Annotated in this window: 15 protein-coding genes; 13 read left to right on the forward strand and 2 right to left on the reverse strand. The window is 44.7% G+C overall.

All coding sequences use genetic code 11. The features are described from left to right. Window positions 1-110: 110 nt before the first annotated feature. Together MHH46_RS01555 and MHH46_RS01560 are read left to right on the forward strand one after the other, a co-directional pair. On the forward strand, window positions 111-1,295 hold the full coding sequence (locus MHH46_RS01555) for a polysaccharide deacetylase family protein (RefSeq protein WP_081387855.1): 1,185 nt from the start codon (window positions 111-113) through the stop codon (window positions 1,293-1,295). Between the two features lie 140 nt (window positions 1,296-1,435). Continuing rightward, window positions 1,436-2,452, forward strand: coding sequence for an AI-2E family transporter (locus tag MHH46_RS01560; RefSeq protein WP_036687315.1), 1,017 nt, complete (start codon window positions 1,436-1,438; stop codon window positions 2,450-2,452). A gap of 105 nt (window positions 2,453-2,557) precedes the next feature. Here the strand turns inward: MHH46_RS01560 and MHH46_RS01565 are convergent, their stop codons facing one another. Continuing rightward, a complete protein-coding gene (locus MHH46_RS01565; protein ID WP_038568262.1) occupies window positions 2,558-2,944 on the reverse strand; it encodes a hypothetical protein in 387 nt (128 codons plus the stop codon). A gap of 256 nt (window positions 2,945-3,200) precedes the next feature. On the opposite strand from MHH46_RS01565, the gene MHH46_RS01570 reads away from it, so the two are divergent. The 10 genes from MHH46_RS01570 to MHH46_RS01615 all read left to right on the forward strand — a co-directional run bounded on the left by MHH46_RS01570 (window position 3,201) and on the right by MHH46_RS01615 (window position 19,386). Further along, entirely contained in the window at window positions 3,201-9,098 is a 5,898-nt protein-coding gene (locus tag MHH46_RS01570; RefSeq protein WP_179086296.1) for an S-layer homology domain-containing protein, read from the forward strand. Window positions 9,099-9,313: 215 nt separating this feature from the next. Continuing rightward, window positions 9,314-9,451 (forward strand): hypothetical protein, encoded by a 138-nt coding sequence (locus MHH46_RS01575; protein WP_179089418.1) that lies wholly within the window; start codon window positions 9,314-9,316, stop codon window positions 9,449-9,451. A 54-nt stretch (window positions 9,452-9,505) separates the two neighbouring features. Beyond that, entirely contained in the window at window positions 9,506-11,260 is a 1,755-nt protein-coding gene (locus tag MHH46_RS01580) for a CHASE2 domain-containing protein (RefSeq protein ID WP_256715791.1), read from the forward strand. Next, complete coding sequence (locus tag MHH46_RS01585) at window positions 11,257-12,969, forward strand: FecR domain-containing protein (RefSeq protein ID WP_405132554.1); 1,713 nt, start codon at window positions 11,257-11,259, stop codon at window positions 12,967-12,969. The genes MHH46_RS01580 and MHH46_RS01585 overlap by 4 nt, the downstream gene beginning before the upstream one ends. Window positions 12,970-13,004: 35 nt before the next feature. Continuing rightward, complete coding sequence (locus MHH46_RS01590; protein WP_076127026.1) at window positions 13,005-14,474, forward strand: stalk domain-containing protein; 1,470 nt, start codon at window positions 13,005-13,007, stop codon at window positions 14,472-14,474. Between the two features lie 245 nt (window positions 14,475-14,719). Beyond that, window positions 14,720-15,259, forward strand: a complete 540-nt coding sequence (locus tag MHH46_RS01595) for a MarR family winged helix-turn-helix transcriptional regulator (protein ID WP_036687318.1) — start codon at window positions 14,720-14,722, stop codon at window positions 15,257-15,259. A gap of 25 nt (window positions 15,260-15,284) precedes the next feature. Then, window positions 15,285-16,739 carry an aryl-sulfate sulfotransferase gene (locus MHH46_RS01600; protein ID WP_076192518.1) on the forward strand — a complete coding sequence of 485 codons (1,455 nt, stop codon included), beginning with the start codon at window positions 15,285-15,287 and terminating at the stop codon, window positions 16,737-16,739. Between the two features lie 22 nt (window positions 16,740-16,761). Beyond that, complete coding sequence (locus tag MHH46_RS01605; protein WP_076192516.1) at window positions 16,762-17,802, forward strand: ABC transporter substrate-binding protein; 1,041 nt, start codon at window positions 16,762-16,764, stop codon at window positions 17,800-17,802. 12 nt (window positions 17,803-17,814) lie between these two features. Continuing rightward, entirely contained in the window at window positions 17,815-18,591 is a 777-nt protein-coding gene (locus MHH46_RS01610; protein ID WP_076186160.1) for an ABC transporter ATP-binding protein, read from the forward strand. Window positions 18,592-18,606: 15 nt separating this feature from the next. Beyond that, window positions 18,607-19,386: an ABC transporter permease gene (locus MHH46_RS01615; RefSeq protein ID WP_076127036.1), complete on the forward strand. Its 780-nt coding sequence runs from the start codon at window positions 18,607-18,609 to the stop codon at window positions 19,384-19,386. Between the two features lie 45 nt (window positions 19,387-19,431). Here MHH46_RS01615 and MHH46_RS01620 read toward each other — a convergent pair whose 3' ends face one another. Then, window positions 19,432-20,199, reverse strand: a complete 768-nt coding sequence (locus tag MHH46_RS01620; protein WP_076127037.1) for a hypothetical protein — start codon at window positions 20,197-20,199, stop codon at window positions 19,432-19,434. 279 nt (window positions 20,200-20,478) lie between these two features. Here MHH46_RS01620 and MHH46_RS01625 point away from each other — a divergent pair, with 279 nt between their 5' ends. Further along, window positions 20,479-21,591: an ABC transporter substrate-binding protein gene (locus MHH46_RS01625; RefSeq protein WP_076127039.1), complete on the forward strand. Its 1,113-nt coding sequence runs from the start codon at window positions 20,479-20,481 to the stop codon at window positions 21,589-21,591. Window positions 21,592-21,668 lie beyond the last annotated feature (77 nt).

The following is a 21,668-nucleotide window of genomic DNA, read 5'->3' on the forward strand; positions in this document are numbered from 1 at the left end:
TTATGATAAAGAAACAAAAATAAGAAGAAAATGTAACCAATAGCAGGTGGAACTTCCATAAAATATATAGTTACATAGGGACAAGAAATGTTGTTAAGGAGATTCTGAGATTGAAAACAAAAAAATATATGCTGCTTGTTGTCATAGTTCTACTGCTGAGCTTTGCTGCTATTTTGAATACACAACGTGAACCTTCAACAATTATTATTAACGTAAATGGTCAAATGATAAAGACGATAGCTGCCAACCCTGCCTCGCCTGATGATCTTATGATCCCGAAGGCGGTAGCTGAACAGGCACTAAATACACAAATCGGCTGGCAGAAATCCGGACCTCTTCCAAAAGGTATTTACTACAGAGATCAGGTGGCTGTGCTGATGTATCATCATCTTTCTGAGAAGCCCATGCCACAGTTTCCTTGGGTGTTATCGGTTGATCGGTTTGATGATCAAATGAATCTGCTGAAGCAGGAAGGTTTTCATGTGATCAACATGGCGGAATACCGTGAATTTATGCTGAATAACGGCGCAGTTCCGGACAATGCAGTGCTGCTGACCTTTGATGATGGATATGAGAGTTTCTATAAATTGGCGTTCCCCGTTTTGCAAAAATACGGATATACAGCCGTTAATTTTGTTATCGTATCTACAATAGATCACCCAGATCCGAATAGCGTACCGAAGCTCACTTGGGAGCAAATGCGGGAAATGAAGCATGCTGGGATGGGATTTTATAGTCATACCTATGATTTGCACCATTATGGGATTGTCGATGCCGAGGGCGGGCAGCGGCCAGCTGCAAGTGCCTTGTTATATGTTGATGATGAGAACAGGAATGAGATGAATGTCGAATACTACAGCAGAGTTACACGTGATCTGGCTAAGGCGGAGCAAAGGCTGAAGAAAGAATTGGGCAATACGGATTCGGCGATTGCTTTTCCTTATGGGTCCTACAATGACAGATTGCTGGCTGTTTGTGATTCGCTGGGGATTTCACTGACCTTCAAAATTGAGGATGGGATTAACACCAGAGCGGATCGGAATGCCGCACGAATTAACGGGGGAAGTGAGACACTTACCGCTGCGTTGACGCTTGATCAGATGAAGCATATCGATTTGCCTATGGAATTGACCTTGAACAACCAAAAGGTGAATATGGTAAGAAATTCTCCTGAAATGAGGAAGGGAACCTTGATGGTTCCATTTCATCAATTATGCAAAGATCTGCATATAGATATGAAATATGATCCGAAACGCCGAATCGTTGAATTGACTCATATGGATGCAGGAGCATGAAAAGTGTCACTTTTATTGATGATGAGATTACAAAAAGTGAGTAAATTCGTCATTTTAGGCGAATCACTAGTTGCTATAAGTGAATTCCTTACTGTAGACTATAAACAGAGTACTAATTGGTAAGCGAATGGAGAGAACTGATGGAATTGTTTAAGCGTTATTACGCAAATTTAACGGTCCGGCGTTTTTTGATTTTAGGATTGGTTGCTCTACTGCTATTCAGTATTAGAGATATGCTTAATTTGGTACTGTTGACGTTTTTGATTGCGTATGTAATGAATAGCTTTCAAGTGCTGCTCACGAAGCGCATTAACAAATATGTAGCAGTTAACAGCAAAGTGATTATTGTTATTCTATACCTTGCCTTAATCGCTGTAATTGTCATAACCCTCGTTAATTATCTGCCTAAGGTTTTCATTCAGATTAAACAGTTAACGAATTTTTTGACCAATTTGACCCCTGAGAACATCCCGCAGAATGATATTGTGCAGTATATATTCGCCCAGCTTAAGGATTTGAACTATCAGTCGTATATGAAAGACGGTATTGAATATGTCTTGAAAATAAGCAATTGGGGCACCAGCTTTGTTTTATCAACCATTTTGAGCTTTGTATTTATACTTGAGAAGAACAGGATCGTTAGTTTCACTTCCCGCCTTAAAGAGAGCAAAATCTCTTGGTTCTATGTAGAGCTTGAGTATTTTGGCAGAAAATTTATCTCCTCTTTCGGAAAAGTGATCGAAGCACAAATTCTGATCGCGTTGTTTAATACATGCTTTACGGTGATCGGACTCTGGATTTTAGGTTTTCCTTACCTTTTCGCATTATCCATTATGATCTTCTTGCTTAGTTTAATTCCGGTTGTAGGTTTTGTTATCTCGCTAATCCCACTTTGTATTATTGGTTACAATATTGGTGGCCTAGTCATGACTATCTATGTACTGGCAATGATTGCCGTGCTTCATTTTGTAGAAGGCTACTTCCTAAATCCTAAACTGATGTCATCCAAAATGAATTTGCCTATGTTCTATACGTTTATCGTGTTGTTATTCTCTGAGCATTATCTCGGGGTTTGGGGTCTGATTCTGGGGATTCCGATCTTTGTATTCTTCCTTGATATTCTGGAGATTAACAGAGAGAACAAGATAGGGACTTAGGGATTCTGTTATAAAATAAGTATTAAATATACAAAACCCGGCTAAATGGAAGATCCATTTAGCCGGGTTTTTTGTGTATGTTACAGCGTCGCTGTATGTATTCCCTTAACCGAAGGAAGTATGGACACTATCTGAAACGATGTCCCTCAGCTCCGCTTTATATGCCGCATACTGCTCGGTTGTTATGCTTCCAGCGGCTAACCGTGAATCCAATTGATCCGTTAGCTGGGCAACCTGTAGATCGATTACAGCTTCAATATCTTGGCCTTGTTCTGATGCAATATCTTGAAGTGACTTACCGTCATATATGGCCTCGTATAGATCCTCGTCCGTTGGCTGGTTAAGTACCTCCAATAATTCGTCTTGATCCGCGACCTCTGCCGTGGACCATTTTACAGGCGAACTTGCATTAGCGGTAAGACTAGTCCAAGCATTTCCGAAAGACATCACTACAACTACCGTTCCGACTATGATCACTCTTTTTATATCCATTAGAGTCCTCTTTTCTTGTTCTGCAATAACTTATCTTGCTTAAGCATCCGTCTAAAGTATCGTTTAAAATGGGTTCTAACTAGTTATATTGTAACCCGCGAAGCTGAACTGAAGCTTAAGCAATATTAAAAATAACCTAAAGATTTAACACGGCTATGATATAGCGATAATACACCGCAGGTATACTTTCCAGATGAGCTTCATTGCATATTTATGCATTGAATCACAATCAAACAAATGGGGAGTGTTCGGAGTTTTGAGAATAACAGCAAAAGCTAAACGTTTATTTTCCAGCATAATTGCCAGCAGTTTGATGTTGGGAATCATGGCTCCAGCAGGATATGCCGAAGAGCAGCAGCTGGAGACGGAGCAGACATCTTCCGAATTAGAGGCGCATTTTGATGAACAGGTTGAGCTCGACACGCTTTTAAGTCAACCGACTGTAATGGCAGAGGTGTACGCGGTACCTCATAATCCAGGAGCGCTACTGATTACAGAAGTTGTTCCGGATACTAAAAATGTAAAAGGGACAGATGGAACCTCTGTAGATGGTTACGAGTTTGTTGAAGTCTACAATAATACGGACAAGCCGGTTAATTTTAAGGATTATTATTTCTTTTATAATGACAAAGATACATGGGCACCTAATGGTGATGCTGTAATACCGGCGCATGGAAATATTGTTTTCTGGATTATGAATGGCAATAATCTGAATGTTCCTACGGAGGATTTCATCAAAAACTTTAATCCTTCTGCAGCTTTGCAGGAAGGAGTGAATCTGTTCCGGATCAACGGTGGCGGGGGGATGGCTAACACTTCTGCGCGTAATTTACAAATTAAAAGCAAAGCAGGAGATACGCTAATTGTTTCTGCTTCCTATGGAAAAGAACAGGTGAAGGAGAATAACGGGATCTTCTATCAATACTTGCAAGCAGATAGCTCCGTTATGAACCTCATGGTGAATTCGGGAACGGTTGTGGCTACGCCTGGAACCGTAGAGGCAGAACAAGTGCCTGAGCTAGTTCCTGGGAACAAGCAGCCAGTGATTGAACATATTGCACAGAGTAGTGTCGATCCAGCCGATCTCCCTATCAGTGCGAAGATTACTAATCTGGAAAGCGGGGCAGATGGATCACTGCCTGTAGTGAAGCTACAGTATGGCTCTCCTTCTCAGGCGAAAGATACGGTAATCACCATGACTTCAAAAGGTGGGGATGAATATGCGGCAATGATTCCTGCAGCTGCGCTGGAAGAGCCGGAGCTGCATTACAGCATCCGCGTTAATAATGTGACAGAGAGTTATTCTGTTCATGTGAACCTGCCGGCGTTCGATTCGAATAATGTGCCGCCGTTGTTAATCACAGAGCTGCTGCCGAATTCGACGAATGTAAAAGGAACGAGCAGCGACGCTTTTGAATTCATTGAGATCTATAACAATACTGATGCACCTGTTAATTTCAAGGACTACAAGGTCTATTATCGTTATCCTGATAAAGGTAACGCTTCCGATGTGAAGTGGCCTTCGACGCCAGAGAACTTTCTGATTCCTGCACAGCAGTCCGTGGTGTTCTGGGTTATTAATAGTGCCAATAGTACTTACACTGCTAATGATTTCAATACAGAATTCAACACAAACTTAATTGAAGGCACCAATCTCTTTTTGATCAAAAGCGATGGTATGGCGAACTCTGGCCGCCGGGCAGTCGTAATCAAGAGCAATACGGAGAAGGAGATTTCCTCTGCGTATTATGATGCTGACCTCACCTACGATGGTGGAGCTAAAGGTGATGACACCAAAGAGAATAAAGCCCTTCTATATAAGTATCCTGTGAATGGGCTGAGCAAAATGCTCAAGATCAGTACGGGGTCAGCCGTTCCGTCACCAGGCCAGACGGATGTAACACAACTTCCAAACACACCGATCCATGTGGAGCCGGATACAGAGAAACCAACAGTAGAAGATCTGACCGGCGTAACGGAGATTGATCAGTCGCTGGGTCTCGATTTGAAGGCTTTTGCTGATGACAATAAAGCTGTTACTTCTGTGGAAGTTAGAGTGTCTTCGGACAAGCAGCCGGAAGCTGTTAGCCACAATCTATCCCAAGACTTCAACGACAGCTTGTATCACTTTAATTTGACCTCTGCGGATTTGATTGGCAGAAATGAGATCCAGTATTACTTTGTTGTTTCTGATGGAACGAATGAAACACAATCTCCAGTAATGAAAGTAAAAGTTACAGGAGGACAGGATCAATCACCCCTTCGTTTGAATGTGAAGGAAGGGCAGTTGATCAATGGCTCCGTGACCGTAAAGGGAACCTCTGCCACCGCTAAGGCTGATGTCTTAGGCTTGAGCATTGACAGTAAGTTACTGGGCAATAACGAGGCATATAATGCACTGGAGAATGATGCCTACTTTGTATTTGAAGCTAAAAATGTGGACTATTATTTTAAAAATGCGATCACGATGGGACCGGAAGAACTAGGAGATGCCAGTATTCTGTATACCTTTATGGACCCGATTACTACGTATACTACATTGACTTTTCCTATTTCTTCTGCCGCTTTAAAAAAGGGTACGGATAATGTGATTTACATTCGGGCGGGCTCTAAATCATCTCCATTTGATCCTCGTCCTGAGGAGAATAAGGATGATTTTGAAGTGAAAAATGTTCGTCTCCTGCTGGCAGATGGTACCGAAATTTGGGATCCGGCTTATGCAGAACGTGATAAGGAAATCAAGATGGGGGACAGCGCAGGTAAGCATGAATCCCTCGGCTTCCAGTTTGATCTAAAAGCGGATTTGTTCCGTTCAAAGGCGTACAACTGGAATACTAAGGAAGCAACTGACGGAGAACATAAAGTAACGCTTACCGAAGGTGAAGCGAAAGTATCATCAAACGTAATTGTCGACAACACGCCACCATCCATCAAAGCATCAATAGAAGAGGGACAAACTTACCGTGGCAATTTTGAAATTGCTGCTGAAGTTAAGGATACTTATGCGGGTGTAGATAAGGTCAGCGTGAAGCTGGATGGTAATGTTATTGAACTGCCCTATGCTACTTCATCCGGGAAGTTGTCGGCTGGGGATCATACGCTTTCTATCACAGCCTTAGATAGGATTGGCAATCAGGCAGAAAAGGTCATTACATTCCATGTACCGAATGAGAATCCATTTGCGCCACTGCTTATTTCTCCTACAAACTGGGAGACCGCTGTAGGTACTAATCCGACTTTAAAGGTTAAGGTTGAAGATCCTAATCAGGATAAGATAAACGTTACCTTCTTTAGAGGATTTAAGTACGATGCTAACCATCCGGAGCAAGGCTTTGCTGGGTTTATAAATGCATCCGATACAGAGCCGCCGAAACAATCCGTACCTGCGGGCGAACAAGCGCTTAGCAGTGATGACTACAGTAAAATAAGTGCGGTGGACGGACAATATTTAATTAATGATGCTGTCGATCAATTCCCTTATCAGCGTTATGAAATTAAGCTGGATGAGTCGGTTAAGGCGTCAGATCGTGTAGATATTGAATGGAAAGGGAATTCGTTGCCGGGACGTAAAGTAAGTCTCTACGCATGGAGTCCAACTCAACAAAAATGGGTACAGCTGGATCATTTAATCGCTGGAACAGAGGATTTTGAGCTGAAATCCACGGTTACAGCTGGAGAATATGCTAATGGAAATAGCATTGCAGTAATGGTTCAGGACGAAATTGCTTCGGTGGCTAAGACAGCACCAACAGTAACACAAGATACGTATGACTTTTCTTTTGTATGGATGTCTGATACACAATATTATTCACAGAGCTACCCTTACATTTACCGTAAAAATGTAGAATGGATAGCTGACAACAAAGAGAGCTTGAACCTGAAGTATGTTATTCATACAGGAGATATCGTGGATAAATCCTATCAGGAGTATGAGTGGAAGGAAGCTGACCGGGACATGAAGGTTCTGGAGGAAGCTAACATTCCTTATGGTGTTCTTGCGGGTAATCATGACGTAGGCCATCAAACCGGGGATTACACGAAATTCTGGGAGTATTTTGGAGAGTGGAGATTCAAGAATATGCCGACCTTCGGTGGCTCTTATGACAACAACAGGGGCCATTACGATTTAGTGTCTGCGAACGGAAATGATTTTGTTATTGTATACATGGGCTGGGGATTGGCTGAGGAAGAAATCGAATGGATGAATGAGATCGTTGCCCGTTATCCAGAGCGTAAAGCGATTCTTTGTCTCCATGAATACTTGCTGGTTTCTAATAACCGTGCACCTATTGCGGATAAGATTTTTGAGATGGTTGTGAAACCTAACAAAAACGTAATCGCAGCACTGTCCGGCCATTATCATGATGCTGAGCTTAAGGTAGACGAGCTGGATGATAACGGTGACGGTATTCCAGACCGCAGTGTCTATCAAATGCTGGCAGATTACCAAGGCGCTGAAGAAGGGGGACTCGGCTATATCCGTCTGCTTCAGTTCGATGTTGCTAATAACAAACTTCGCGTGAAGACTTATTCGCCTTATTTGGATGATTATAACTACTATGATGAAGACGAATATCCAGGCAAAGATGAGTTCGTTCTGGATCTGGATTTACAGCCTGTGACTAAACGTGTGGCTACCGACTATATCGGAGTCAAGGTTTACAGCGACCAGGAAATTGCGGCCAATCCACAAGTAGAGAGTGGCGCGGAGACTCAGGTCACTTGGAGTAAGCTGAATCCGGATAGCTACTACCAATGGTATACAAAGGTTGAGGATGATCACTCCGGTAGTGTGCTTTCAGATATCTGGGGCTTTTACACTGGAAAAGAGGATGTGATGCCGACACCAGAGGTGACACCAACACCAACACCGACACCAGAGGTAACGCCGACACCAGAGGTATCGCCATCGCCAGAAGTGACGCCGACACCAGCACCAGAGGTGACAACGGCACCTCCGGTAGTTTTACCAGTGCCAACAGTGACTCCGACGCCTACAGCCACACCTGGAGCGGGAAAGGGAAACATTGAACTGGCATTAGGAAGTAATGGGACGTATACAGCTGATCCGTCAGCCTTGAAGAAACTGATAGAGGAAGCTGCTACAGGGGGAAGCCTAAAGATTAGCGCAGGCGGAGCAACCTCGGCTCAAGATCAGATTAGAATTGCTCTTGATGCAGCCGCTGTTCAACAGGCTGTCGATAAGAAGTTGAATTTGAATATTGTTTCATCTAACGTTACCTTGAGCGTACCAACAAGTTCCTTACCAGCCATTCCGGCAGGCAGTGATATGCTGCTACTAAGCATTGATACGAGTATGATATCTGTACAGGCCAATGACGCTGGAATGAGTCCATTCAGAGCTAACGTTACGCTGAACCTCAGTACATCTGCAGGAGGCAAAGAAACGGCTATCCACCAGCTTAAAGGTGCTGTTACGATTACCTTGACGCTGACTAAGGAACAGCTTGCTAAGCTTGATACAGATTTTGCGGGTGTCTATTATGTAAATGGCAGCACGTTGGAATATTTGGGTGGAGTGTTTAAGGATAATACCGTTACCTTCACAACAAATCACTTTTCCTCCTTTGCGGTACTGGAATACCATAAGCAATTTAGGGATACTGCTGGTCACTGGGCAGAGTCGTATATTTCCAAGCTGACGGCTAAGCATGTGATTAAAGGGATCGACGATACGCATTATGGACCACAGGCGAATGTAACCCGTGCAGATTTTGTTACACTGGCCGTTCGTTCTCTCGGATTGGATGAAGCAAATGGGGCTATCGTACAGAGTGCTTTTGCAGATGTATCTAAAGATGCTTATTATGCACAGTCGATAGACAAAGCTGTCCAGCTTGGATTGATCCAAGGCAGTGATGGCAAGTTCCGACCTAAAGATGCGATTACTCGTGAGGAGGCGGCAGTTGTCCTGCAGAAACTGATGCAGTATAAAGCAGGATTGCAAGCTTCCGTTGCTGCTGCTGCAAGCTTTAAGGATATGAATAGTGTATCTGAGTGGGCGAAGCAAGCGGTAATTGATTTGCAAGCAAAGGGAATCCTTGACGGCAAGGGCGACAATAACTTTGATCCTCGTGGCAAAGTGACCCGTGCTGAAATCGCAAAACTGTTATATGGAATAATCAAATTATAAGATAGGTTGGCAAAGGCAGGCAGAGGTGACTCTGGCCTGCTTTTTGTCTTTTTTGCGTGTAGTCTCCTTTTTCTTCTATGTAAAAAGGAAATTTCCACTATTCATATGATTTTTCATATATAATATTTTTGAATTAATTTTTAATTTTCAGAATCTTTCAAAATAAAAGATAAATTGCAAGGGAAGCTGGCATTGTCTCTTCTCTAGTACCGTTTTTGTTAGCAGTTATTCAGCTCTTTACGGCACTTCTTCCGCTTGGCGCAGGGCTTGGCATTCATTTATGGGTGCTTGTACTCCTCATCCTGTTATTCACCGACCCCTTCTTCTTTACGTATCAATATCCAACATACTGACCGCTGGCTTGGACTCATTCCATAATACATAGATTGGAGATACCGACTTTGAGAATGAAGTTAGCACATATCCTCCTTTTGCTTACTGCGGTTTTTGCGTTCCTTCTGTATCGGGGAAGCCTTGATTCTATCGATCAGCAGTTACAAGATCGTGTGATGCAGCACGAGAGAGATGTGGATACTACGATTGCTATCATCGGGATTGACGATCAGAGCTTGGAGGACTTCGGTAGCTGGCCATGGAGCAGAAATGTTCATGCCCAGCTCTTGGATACACTCTCCGAGGGCCATCCTGCAGTGATCGGCTTTGACCTCACATTCCCAGTGGGCTCGGAGGATCCGGAGGCAGATGCCGAATTCGCTGCGGCTGTCGCACGAGCGGGGAATGTAGTCCTGCCTGTATATGGCACGTTTGCCCCAAATACTGAGCAGGGGAAGATCGAAGCGTTGGAGTTATCCCAGCCGTTTGAGGCTTTAAGAGAGGCAGCGGCTGCGACCGCCCATATCAATACCATTACCGACATGGACCATGTGGTGCGTAAAGCTCTTTTTTCTTTTGACTATGAAGGTAAACCTATTAACAGCTTGTCATGGACACTCTATCAGAAATATCGAGAGGCGATGGGGGGGACTGCGGATCCGCAGAAGCTACCTTTAGATAAGTTTGGGCGCTTCTATATCCCCTATTCAGGCGGCAAGGGTGATTTTGAAGAGATTCCCTATACGGCGGTGCTTAACGGGGAGGTTTCTCCATCCTATTTTGAGAATAGAATTGTGCTTATCGGGCCGTATGCTACAGGGTTTAAGGATGACTTTCTAACCCCGATCAGCGGTAAAAACACTTTATATGGCGTGGAAATACATGCGAATATTATTCAATCGCTGCTGGACAATAATTATAAACGCGTGCTGGATTGGAAGTGGAACGAAGTAGTTTTGTTACTAGCTGCACTCCTGGCATATCTACTATTCCGTAAAGTGAAGATGCTATATTCCTACGCTGTCATTGCGGTCATTATTGCACTCCTTATTTTTGCAGGTCGTTATTTCTATGATCAGGGAATGGTGATTTCACTAGGTTATGTGATTCCGTTTCTAATTATTAGCTGCATTGTCGTGATAGGGTTTCAATATTTAGAAGAACTGATGGAGAAACGTAGGATTACGGATATCTTTGGCCGATATGTTGCCCCGCAAGTTGTGGATCAAATTCTTAAGAAGGGTCAAGAAGGATTGAAGCTGGGGGGGAGCCGCAGAGAGCTAACCTTGTTGTTCGTGGATATTCGCGGGTTTACTCCGTTGTCGGAGGCTGCTGAACCTGAGGAGATTGTGGAGATTTTGAATGAGTATCTGGATCTCACCGCAGGTTGTATTTTTAAGTATGATGGCACATTGGACAAGTTTATCGGGGATGCCACGATGGCGATTTTTAATGCTCCATTGCTGCTGGAGGATCATCCGATGCAAGCGGTGAAGGCGGCGTGGGCGATGAAGGAAGGCTCGGCTGCAGTGGAACAAAAGCTGTTCGAGCGTTTTGGCTTAGTCGTGAAATTCGGCATTGGGGTGCACACTGGCCCAGCTGTATTCGGGAATATTGGCTCAAAGACACGGATGGATTATACAGCGATTGGAGACACCGTCAACACGGCGGCCCGTCTGGAAAGCAATGCGAAGCCTGGACAAATCCTCATTAGTGAAGCTACCTACGCTTTTGTAAAAGATAGAGTATCAGCTGTTTCATTAGGAGAGATCAAGGTAAAGGGCAAGGAGCAGGGAATCAGTGTCTATGAATTGGAGGGATTGAGATGAAGTCGTTAAAGCTTACACTGGCATTTATTCTTTTGTTCAGTATTCTTTGGCCAGCGGTTGTCACAGAGGCGAAGGATAGCGTCAAAGTGGGGAAAATAACTGCGGTCTCAGGCAAGTCAGAGGTGAAGAAAAGCGGAGGAACCAAGAAATTTAATGCTTTCAAAGGGATGGCGATTACGCAAGGCGATACGATTATAACAGGCTCGGACGGACAAATCAGCCTCGACCTTGATGCCAACAAAGAAGTTACGATCGGAGCAAACACTACGCTTACCATCAGCCAACTAGTCGAAAGTGCCAAAGCGCTGGGCGGTAAGACAAGTCTGAAGCTTCAAAATGGGCAGGTCCTGATCAAGGTGAAAAAGAAGCTGGAGGGTGACTCCCGGTTTGAGATTGAGACCCCGACGGCTATTATGGGCGTTATGGGCACAGAGTTTTTTGTTAGCGTTAATAGCCAAGGAAATGTAGTCCTTAATGGTGGGGCAGGAATTAACGGCGATTATTTGGGAGTTCTGGAAGGAACAGTTCATGTAGTTTCGCCTGTAGATGCTACTCTTTCTCAATTAATAGGAGCCTCCCAACAGCTTATTATAGAGAATCAACAATGGATACAGGGGCAGTTGTCCCTGAATGTATTGCCGCAATTTGCGTTAGAGCAGCATTTGGAATATCTGAACGAAGAAGGGAAATTAACCGAAGCAATAAAAGATCAGTTCGATCGACTATTTGAGCAAATAAAAGCTACTATGCCTGTCCACCCACCTATACCATCAATTCCACCTAAGATTAACTATGATCTATCTAGTCGGGCTCCCTTAGATATAACGAAACCAACACCACCGATGCCGACGCCAACGCCGAAACCGACGCCAACACCGGAACCAACGCCGAAACCGACGCCAACACCGGAACCAACAGCAACGCCAACACCGGAATCAACAGCAACACCAACGCCGGAACCGACAGCAACGCCGACGCCGGAGCCGACAGCAACGCCGACGCCCAATCCGCTTGACGCGCCTGAGCTGAACCAGCAGGAATTTAGAGAACATATCTATGACTATCTCGTCCGTAATAATGAGATTGCTTTGCCGTTTACGGCACCTTTAGCCTTTAATATCGCAGATGACTCTAATCCTAATGCTGCGAGGGATGGGGTGAGTGTTACTTTGAATCAGAGTGCGGACAAGCTCGATTTAGGAGAGGTATACATTCGAGAGAATGAGCTTATCATTCAACTGCGGGAATCACTTCCTTATAAGTCATTCGTTCAAATCAAGGTTAACGGTGGTTTGTTAAAGAATGCCCTTACCGGGGGGCAGGTACAGGAAGAGGATCAACAGATAGCAGACGGCGGGTTTTACTTTGAAGGAGAGATCACTCCGAGTTATTTTAATCATACGGGTCCTATAGGTGAAGATGAAGCGCCGGAATTTATCATCCATTCGCTAGGTTATGATGTAGGGGAGATTAGATATCGTTATGAATATGATCTTGGAGATCCATTACCACTAGAAGATACGGATTATGTACTGGATCGGAATGATGAGAATACCTTTGTGCTTAAACTTACTCCAGAATTTTTGAATAGACTAACTCCCGAACCTTATAACGTTATCATTCCTCTGGTGAGGATTGAAGATACTGAAGACGGCCCTGTACAGGTAATAGTAGACACGCTTAAGATCAGCTTATCTTTGTTATTTTAAAGGCGCAATAACCTTCGGGAGGAGAAAATAACGTTATGAAAAAAGAACTCATCTCCATCGCTTGCGGAATTATGCTTATAAGCGCAGCCCTACCTAATATCGTAGCCGCAGAGGTATTGCAGCCCATAAGTGGTGACATTCAAGGGAGTATAGTCCAGAATGTTTCGTCTAATGTTGGACTCTCTCTTAAGCAGCCATTGGGAGTAGCAACAGTGCCTGGCAGCAATGACCTCATTATTGTGCAGTCAGCAAGCGGCACAATTAGCAAGTGGAGTAACGGAACCCTACAGACGATAGCGGGAAAAGGTAACACTGGGTATAGTGATGGGCAGTCGGCAGAGGCCTTGTTTAATCATCCGACGTACACCGCCGCTGACAGTAAAGGTAATATCTATATCAGTGATACCGACAACCATGTGATTCGCAAAATAGAGGGAGGCACAGTCTACACCCTTGCAGGAACGGGAGTCGCCGGGTACAAGGATGGACAACCAAACGCGGCGCAGTTCAGCTCTCCGGGTGGCCTAGCCATAGACAGCAATAATAACTTATATGTAGCGGACACACTTAATCATGTGATTCGTAAAGTTACTCCAGATGGGGTCGTTACTACATTTGCGGGTCAGCAGGGGAATGATGGTGCTTATCTGGATGGAGCGGTAGCTTCGGCAAAATTCAATGAGCCAGTGGGTCTTACGTTTGATGAGTCCGGTAATCTCTATGTAGCTGACAGCGGAAACCAGATGATACGGTTGATTAAAGGCAGTAAGGTTGAGACCTTTGCAGGCAAATCAACCACAGTTGACCCTGTGACTGGCTATATGGCTGGAGGATTCCAGAATGGAGACCGACTGTCTGCTCTATTCAATCGTCCACGGGGACTGGCTTATGCTGATGGAGTACTGCTGATTGCTGATAGTCTGAATCATCGGGTTCGGGCTATTCAGAAGGACGGCAAGGTCATTACAGTCGCAGGACAAAGTACCGCGGGAGATCGGGTCGGGGCTTTGGACGATGTAATGTTTAATCAACCTTCCGGTATCGCTCTTGTGTCCGGGAAGCTGTATGTGACGGACACGTTAAATAACAAATTGAAGGTATTAGATCTCGATGTACAGGCCCTTAAGCCACTGCGTAGTGAAGCTGATCTGCTTGATGCCGTTCCGCTGCTGCCAGCAGGTAAAAACATGCAAGTATGGTTGGACGGAGTGCAAGTGAAATTAAATACCTCTAATCTGCCACTTCAGGAGTCGGGTAAAATATATTTACCAGTTAGAGCGTTATTTAGCTCATGGGGAGCGGACATTAGCTGGAACGCGGTCAACAAGGAAACCGTGATTAGCAAGGGGGATTGGACACTTTCCCTTAAGCCTGACGCAAGTCAGAAGGTACAGATCCTAAAAGGTACTTTATACGTGGCAGCCGATTATCTGCCCACCATTTCATCTTTTATGCAGGTATACGATGAGGACAGTCACGCAATTGTGCTGGAAAGTGGTCTATAAGCTTCCAAGTTGGAGGGCACCTTTGAGGGTGCTCTTTTTTTGAATATATAAAATACTTACTTGACAGGTAGGAATAAAGGGGTATATGATATCACCAATACTTAAACAGTAATTAAATGAACAGTGAAATAATTCAACTGAGCTGATTGGACCACCAAAGGCTCCCGTACTTTTCCCTTGTCAGGGGTAGGTGCTGGGAGTCTTTTTTTATGGGCTGATTGGGAGAAAGCAGAGGTAAGTAAGCCATGAGCGAACAATATTGGAGACAGCTGGAGGAGACAGATTGGGCATTTCGCAAGGCGGTTCGCAGATTCGTGAAAGAGCGGGATAAGGTCGCCGTAGCAGGCATCTCCTTACCAGGCATGCTGATTCTGCACAAAATCATTCGTGATGGTGAACAAAGGCTAGGAGACTTAGCGGATGAACTAGACTTCACCTCAGGTGCGATTACCGCATTGAGCGATAAGCTTGAGGCGGGTGGATATACCGTGCGCAGACGTAAAGAAGGCGACCGTAGAACGGTAATGCTGGATATTACGGATAAAGGCCGCAAGCTGGCGGAGCAGAACAGCAACATCGGAGAACGATGTATTTCGCTTTTGTTTGAGGGGTTTACGGAGGAGGAATTGGCGCAGCAAAATGACTTTTATCAGCGGATCATTAGCAATTTGGAAGGATTCTCGGATATCCTGCTGAAGCTCGCCAAGGAGAATGCAGAGACCTCTCCAACCCTTGAACAGAAGCCACGAACAACCACCAAAAAAAGTAATTATCTTAGCTACTAAAAATTGAACGTAGGAGAGATGAACGATGGGACATTCAACCATTTATCCAACTGGAGCAACCGTATATAACCCTAACAAAGCCTGGAGTGGCTATACCGTATTTCAAGCTGGTGAAGAAGGTGTTGTACTGATTGATATGAACGGTAAAGAGGTGCATTTGTGGAAGGGGCTGCTTGGATTTCCGGCTAAAATCTTCCCGGGTGGTTATGTGCTGGGCAGCACAGGAAGAAGAGATCCTAAATTCGGAATACAGGATAATGTAGATCTGGTACAGGTGGACTGGGATGGGAACATCGTGTGGAAATATAACAGCTATGAACATATAGAAGATCCGGGTTATGAACCCCTCTGGTATGCCCGCCAACATCATGACTATCAGCGCGAAGGCAATCCGGTCGGATATTTTGCACCGGGGCTTGAACCCAAGGTAGACAGTGGAAAAACGCTAATTCTTGCTCATAAAAACATCTACAATCCTCAAATCTCCGACAAACAATTGCTTGATGACACGATCCTTGAGGTGGACTGGGAGGGGAATATCGTCTGGGAGTGGGCTCCAAATGAACATTTTGATGAGCTAGGCTTTGATGAAGCGGCCAAAAATGTACTATTTCGTGATCCTAACTCACGCTCTTTCGGAAATCTAGGTGGTGGTGTTGGAGACTGGCTGCATATCAATTCGGCTTCTTATGTAGGACCCAATAAGTTTTACGATGCAGGGGATGAGCGTTTCCATCCGGATAACGTGATCTGGGATGCGCGTGAAGCAAATATTATTGCGATCACGGATAAGCGTACCGGAGCCATCGTTTGGAGAATCGGTCCGGATTACTCGCTGCCAGAAGTGAAGCATATCGACTGGATCATTGGCCAGCATCATGCGCACATCATTCCGAAAGGTTTGCCGGGAGAAGGCAACTTACTTGTATTCGATAACGGGGGCTGGGGCGGTTATGGTCTTCCAAATCCATCTTCTCCTTTTGGGCAAAAAAATGCACTCCGCGACCACTCGCGAATTCTGGAGATTAATCCCGTAACCCTTGAGATTGAGTGGCAATATACAGCGGCAGAAGCAGGTTTCTCTGTCCCAACCGATTCTTATAAATTCTACAGTCCATATATCAGCTCAGCTCAACGGCTTTTGAATGGCAACACCTTAATTACAGAAGGTTCTAACGGCAGACTCTTTGAGGTTACGCCAGAACATGAACTGGTATGGGAATATATTTCGCCATTTACGGACTCCAGAAATACCAACATGGTCTATCGTTCCTACCGTGTGCCTTATGCATGGGTACCACAGCTGGAAACGCCAGTTGAACAAGCGATTGAGCCAATAGACGTAACGCAGTTCAGAGTCCCGGGGTCTGCACCTAAAGGATCGGATTCTGTGGTAAGTGTGGCGACAACCCTGCCCTTTGTTGAAGGAGCTGCTTGTGTGGCGACGACGGATGAAGGCAGCAGCCGCAAGGTAAATTAACAAATTTGAGGAGATGTGTCGGTTGAAAAAATCATGGATCAGCTCAAGCTTTCTGCTCTTATCTTTATCAGTGGTTATCCTTTTATCGGGCTGCAGCTCCAAGGGCGACGCGGCTGCCTCTAATGCCGCTAAAGAGGGAGCGGCGAACAGCAAAGCAGAGACATTAAAGATAAAAATTGCTGACATCAATACGAATCCCACTTTTCGGGTGGCACTAGATAAAGGCATCTTTGCCAAACACGGGATTGACGCTGAACTGGTCAACTTTGGTTCCCCTGCGGAAGGTGTAAATGCCCTTTTTATTAAACAGGTGGATGTGGCTTTTGGGGCAGACTTCCCCTTGCTGAACGCAGTGGCGAAGGGCGATTATGCTATTATCGCCTCGGCGGGATTAGCGACTGATGAAGCGTCCACTGAATGGAAATTGTTCGTACAGGACGATATTCAGAAGGCTGAAGACTTGAAGGGGAAGAAGCTGAGTTTCATACGCGGTACTTTCATTCCGTACCTTTGGGATGAATATTTGAAAGAGCATAATGCTGCTCTCAGTGATGTGGAGTTGATAGGACAGGGTGCCTTTGATGAAGCTTATATCGCTTTGAAGCAAGGTGCTGTGGATGGAGCATGGTTTTATGGTTCGGTTCTGAATGATAAGCTCTACGCGCTTAAAGGTGTTCATGAACTGACAGATATGTCTAAAACCACGGTTCGATTGGGGATGGGGATTGTAACGGGAAATGATTTTGCGACTAAGAATCCGCAAGGTATAGCGAATTTCCTAGCAGCGGTGAATGAAGCCGGAGCCTATGCTCAGGCTCACCCAGATGAGGTTGCTGATCTGATGTATAAGGAAGTGAAGCAGCCTAAGGAATCAACGATAAAAGATCTGCCGAATAATCCGTGGGCACTAGGATTTACTCAAGCAGCGTATGACAGTTTGACCAAGCAAAAGAAATATATGGTCGACAACGGAATCATTGAGAAGGATTTTGATCTGGATAGCAAACTGAATCTCGAGCCGCTGGCGAAGGCATTGCCAGAAGAGGTTACGTACAAGAAATAGGGGGAGTTCAGCATGTCATTATCTGCTAAGCAGCATACCATTCATATTGAGCAGCTCCGTAAAAGCTACAGTGAACCGACTGCTGGGGACGTTCACTACATTATAAAAGATGTAGATCTCGTAATTAAAGGTGGCGAATTCTTCGTTCTGCTCGGGCCGAGTGGTTGCGGGAAATCAACACTGCTGAATATGATCGCCGGCTTTGTCTCCAAATCCGGTGGGCATCTACGGGTGGATAATGTAGAGGTGAATAAGCCCGGCAGAGATCGGGCGGTTGTGTTCCAGCAGGCTGATTCCTCATTATTCCCTTGGTTAACCGTTCGTCAGAATGTGGAGTTCGGATTGCGGATGAAGAAAATCGCAAAGGTGGAACGGCATACAATATCGGATAGGTTCATCGGGCTTGTTGGGCTGAACGGGCATGAGGAGAAGTTCCCGAAGGAGCTGTCTGGGGGTATGAAGCAGCGTGTTCAGCTGGCTCGGGTGCTGGCGAATGATCCAGCGATTCTGCTGATGGATGAGCCATTTGGTGCACTGGATGCGATGACGCGCCGAACGATGCAGAAGGAATTGGTCAATATTTGGCGCCAGACACATAAGACGGTGATTTTTGTAACTCATGATATTCAGGAGGCGTTATTGCTGGGGGAACGAATTGGCATTATGTCCGTAGGACCGTCTTCTAATATTACGGATATTTATGATAATACACTGCCGTATCCGCGGGACGTAACCTCACCGGAATTCTACTCGTTATACAATCAAATTCAAGGTCATTTCGAAGAATAGGATAGGGTGAGACAGATGAGAAAATGGGTGGAGAAGAAGTGGGTTTCCGTAACCCTTCTATGGATTACCACGTTCTGCGTCTGGCAGCTTGGAGCTGTAATCTATGGCCCCGATGTGATCCCCGGACCATGGAGTACACTTAAGGGCGGACGGGAGCTGCTGGAAGACGGAACCTTGCTGCAATATATCGGGATTAGCTTTTACCGGGTGCTCATTGGTTGGGTACTCGGTAGTTTACTGGCGATTCCCGTAGGGCTAATCATTGGGAAGGTGAACTTGATCCGTATTTTTGCGGAGCCTTTCCTGAACTTTATCCGTTTTATCCCGCCGATTGCATTCATTACATTGTTCTTAGTATGGTTTGGTATTGGGGAGCAGTCGAAGATTGCGTTAATTATGTACGCCACCTTTTTTATCGTGGTGCTGAATACTTTAACCGGTGTGATGTCCGTGGAAGAGGACAAAATCCGCTCAGCCCGCAGTATGGGCGCCAGTGAGTGGCAAATTCTGATTCATGTGGTTGTTCCGGCGACGATCCCTTATATTTTTACGGGTATCCGGTTAGCGATGGGCACCTCATATATGGCGATTATCGGCGCGGAAATGATTGCTTCGAACGAAGGTGTAGGTTATCTGATCTGGAATTCCCGGTTGTTTTTCCGTACGGATTGGATCTTTGTCGGGTTGTTCTGCCTTGGCTTTATGGGCTTCTTTACGGATCGTCTTTTTGGCTGGTTCGGTAAGAAGGTGCTTTACAGATACGGTGTTGTCAGTGTGGCAGCGCGTAGACGGTAGTTATATTCATACATGTAAAACTGCCTGGAAATGTCGGGCAGTTTTTTACTTGGACTGAAGTTTATACGAATATTTTTTGTCATTGTAATTAAATTGGATGGAATCCAGTGATGAGGGATTAAGAGAATAATCATTTATTTTTTCTTTGTTGCCAGTCAGAAGATTATAAATATAAACTTCGTAACTATAGCTACCATCTGCATTTCCAGGAAGTATGGAAACCGATAGATAAAGTTTTTCTTTTTCATCAACTGCATAACTATAAAATTTACCTCCAGATGAATGGAATTGAGCAATTTCTTTATTAGATGTTGGATCGTCTACCTTCATCACCCAAGCTTGTTCTCGTATCGGCTGAGCTCCATCAGTGAAAATGGAAAAGGTATGATAGAGGATATAATCATCTAATCCAAAAACGCCGCTAACCACCAGAACAGCATCGCCATCATTTAAAGGTAACGTCAATAGCTTCTTGGACTTTTCTACAGCTAGTGATTTTTCATTAGGAGAACTTAAATAGAAAGTGAATGGCTCTGTTGGAAAATAAAATGGATTTGCTTCTGTTCCAGGGGCAATGTTCATTTTTGGGGCTGGCAACCATACGATACCGGCAGAGGTTTTGACAGCGTAGTTGTATTGTTCTGTATTCTGATCACGTAATGGGAGGGTGTAAAGATCACTGTTTATTTGAATGATTTTATTACTTGTATCTGGCGTGTTATTTTTAGGAGGAGTAGCTGCATTGTTGCAAGCTGAGATAAGCAAAGTACATAGAAATAAACCTGTTACCATCTGAATTTTTGTAAACAGCATTTTTCAAGCTCCTCTGAGGGTCATTTCTTATTATGAATAAATACTACTATACATCAGTAAAGTTCTATTTTAGTGTAATTAATGTAATTATTTTCATAAAAACATTTCTAAGGGAAACGGCGGTCATCTAAAAAAGACGACAGGTCGTTTCTTTTTATTTACAAATATTCCTATTCTCCTTAATGCCGCGAAAATAGTACACGCCTATACTGCAATTGGGTGCCTAACAGTTGGAGCATAAAGAGCCCGCAAATAAGAAATAGGAGTGAAGGGGAAATCATGAAAAAAGGGATCAACAATCAATTATCGATGGGTCTAATGTTATCCTTGCTCGTCCTGTTGCTTGCTGCTTGTGGAAATTCGGCCAAGGCTGAAGAAACAACGAATGGAAAGGCTGGCACCAAAGAATTAAGTCTGACTGAGATCGAGAGTAAAGCTAAAGAAGAGGGCAGTATCATCAGTGTAGGAATGCCGGATTCCTGGGCGAACTGGAAAGATACATGGAGTGATATGAACAGTAAGTATGGTCTTACACATTCGGATACCGATATGTCGAGCGCGGAGGAAATTGCCAAGTTTGATGCGGAAAAAGACAAACCAACGGCCGACATCGGAGATGTGGGGATTGCGTTTGGATCGGTTGCCGTGGATAAAGGGGTAACCCAGCCTTATAAAACATCCTACTGGGATGAAATCCCCGATTGGGCTAAGGATAAGGACGGGAATTGGATCGTCGGCTATCAAGGCACCATTTCTTTTCTGACTAACACTAAGCTCGTGGCGAATCCACCGAAGAGCTGGGAAGATCTGAAGAACGGTAACTACAAAATCATCGTTGGTGATGTAACCAAGGCTGCTCAAGCACAGATGGCTGTATTGGCCGCAGCAATTGCCTTTGGTGGCGACGAGTCGAACATTGAACCGGGGATTGCTTTTTTCGAGGATTTAGCTAAAAAAGGACGTCTCTCCAATGCAGAAGCTTCCCTTGCCAACATCGAAAAAGGGGAAGTAGAAGTTACCCTGCTGTGGGATTTCAACGCTTTGAACTATAGAGACCAGATCAACAAAGATGGCTTCGCGGTAGCCATTCCGAAGGAAGGCAGTGTCGTGAGCGGGTATGCAACGATCATCAACAAATATGCGCCGCATCCTAATGCGGCGAAGCTTACCCGCCAATACATTCTTAGCGATGAAGGACAGATTAATCTTGCCAAAGGTTACGCTCGTCCGATCCGTGACAGTGTAACGTTGCCGGATGATGTTGCAGCTAAGCTGCTGCCAAAAGAAGAATATGTCAACGCTAAGCCTGTTGGTGATTACAAGGTATGGGAAGAGACGGCAAAAACCATTCCTCAATTGTGGCAGGAACGTGTGCTTGTACATTTGAATTAGTATTCATTTCTCCCCAAAAAAGAAGCAGGGCGCCTTCGTCATGATGCCGTAAGGCGCCTTTGTTCTATTCCCGCGAC

The sequence above is a fragment of the Paenibacillus sp. FSL H8-0175 genome (assembly GCF_045040615.1).
Taxonomy (GTDB): domain Bacteria; phylum Bacillota; class Bacilli; order Paenibacillales; family Paenibacillaceae; genus Paenibacillus_AQ; species Paenibacillus_AQ odorifer.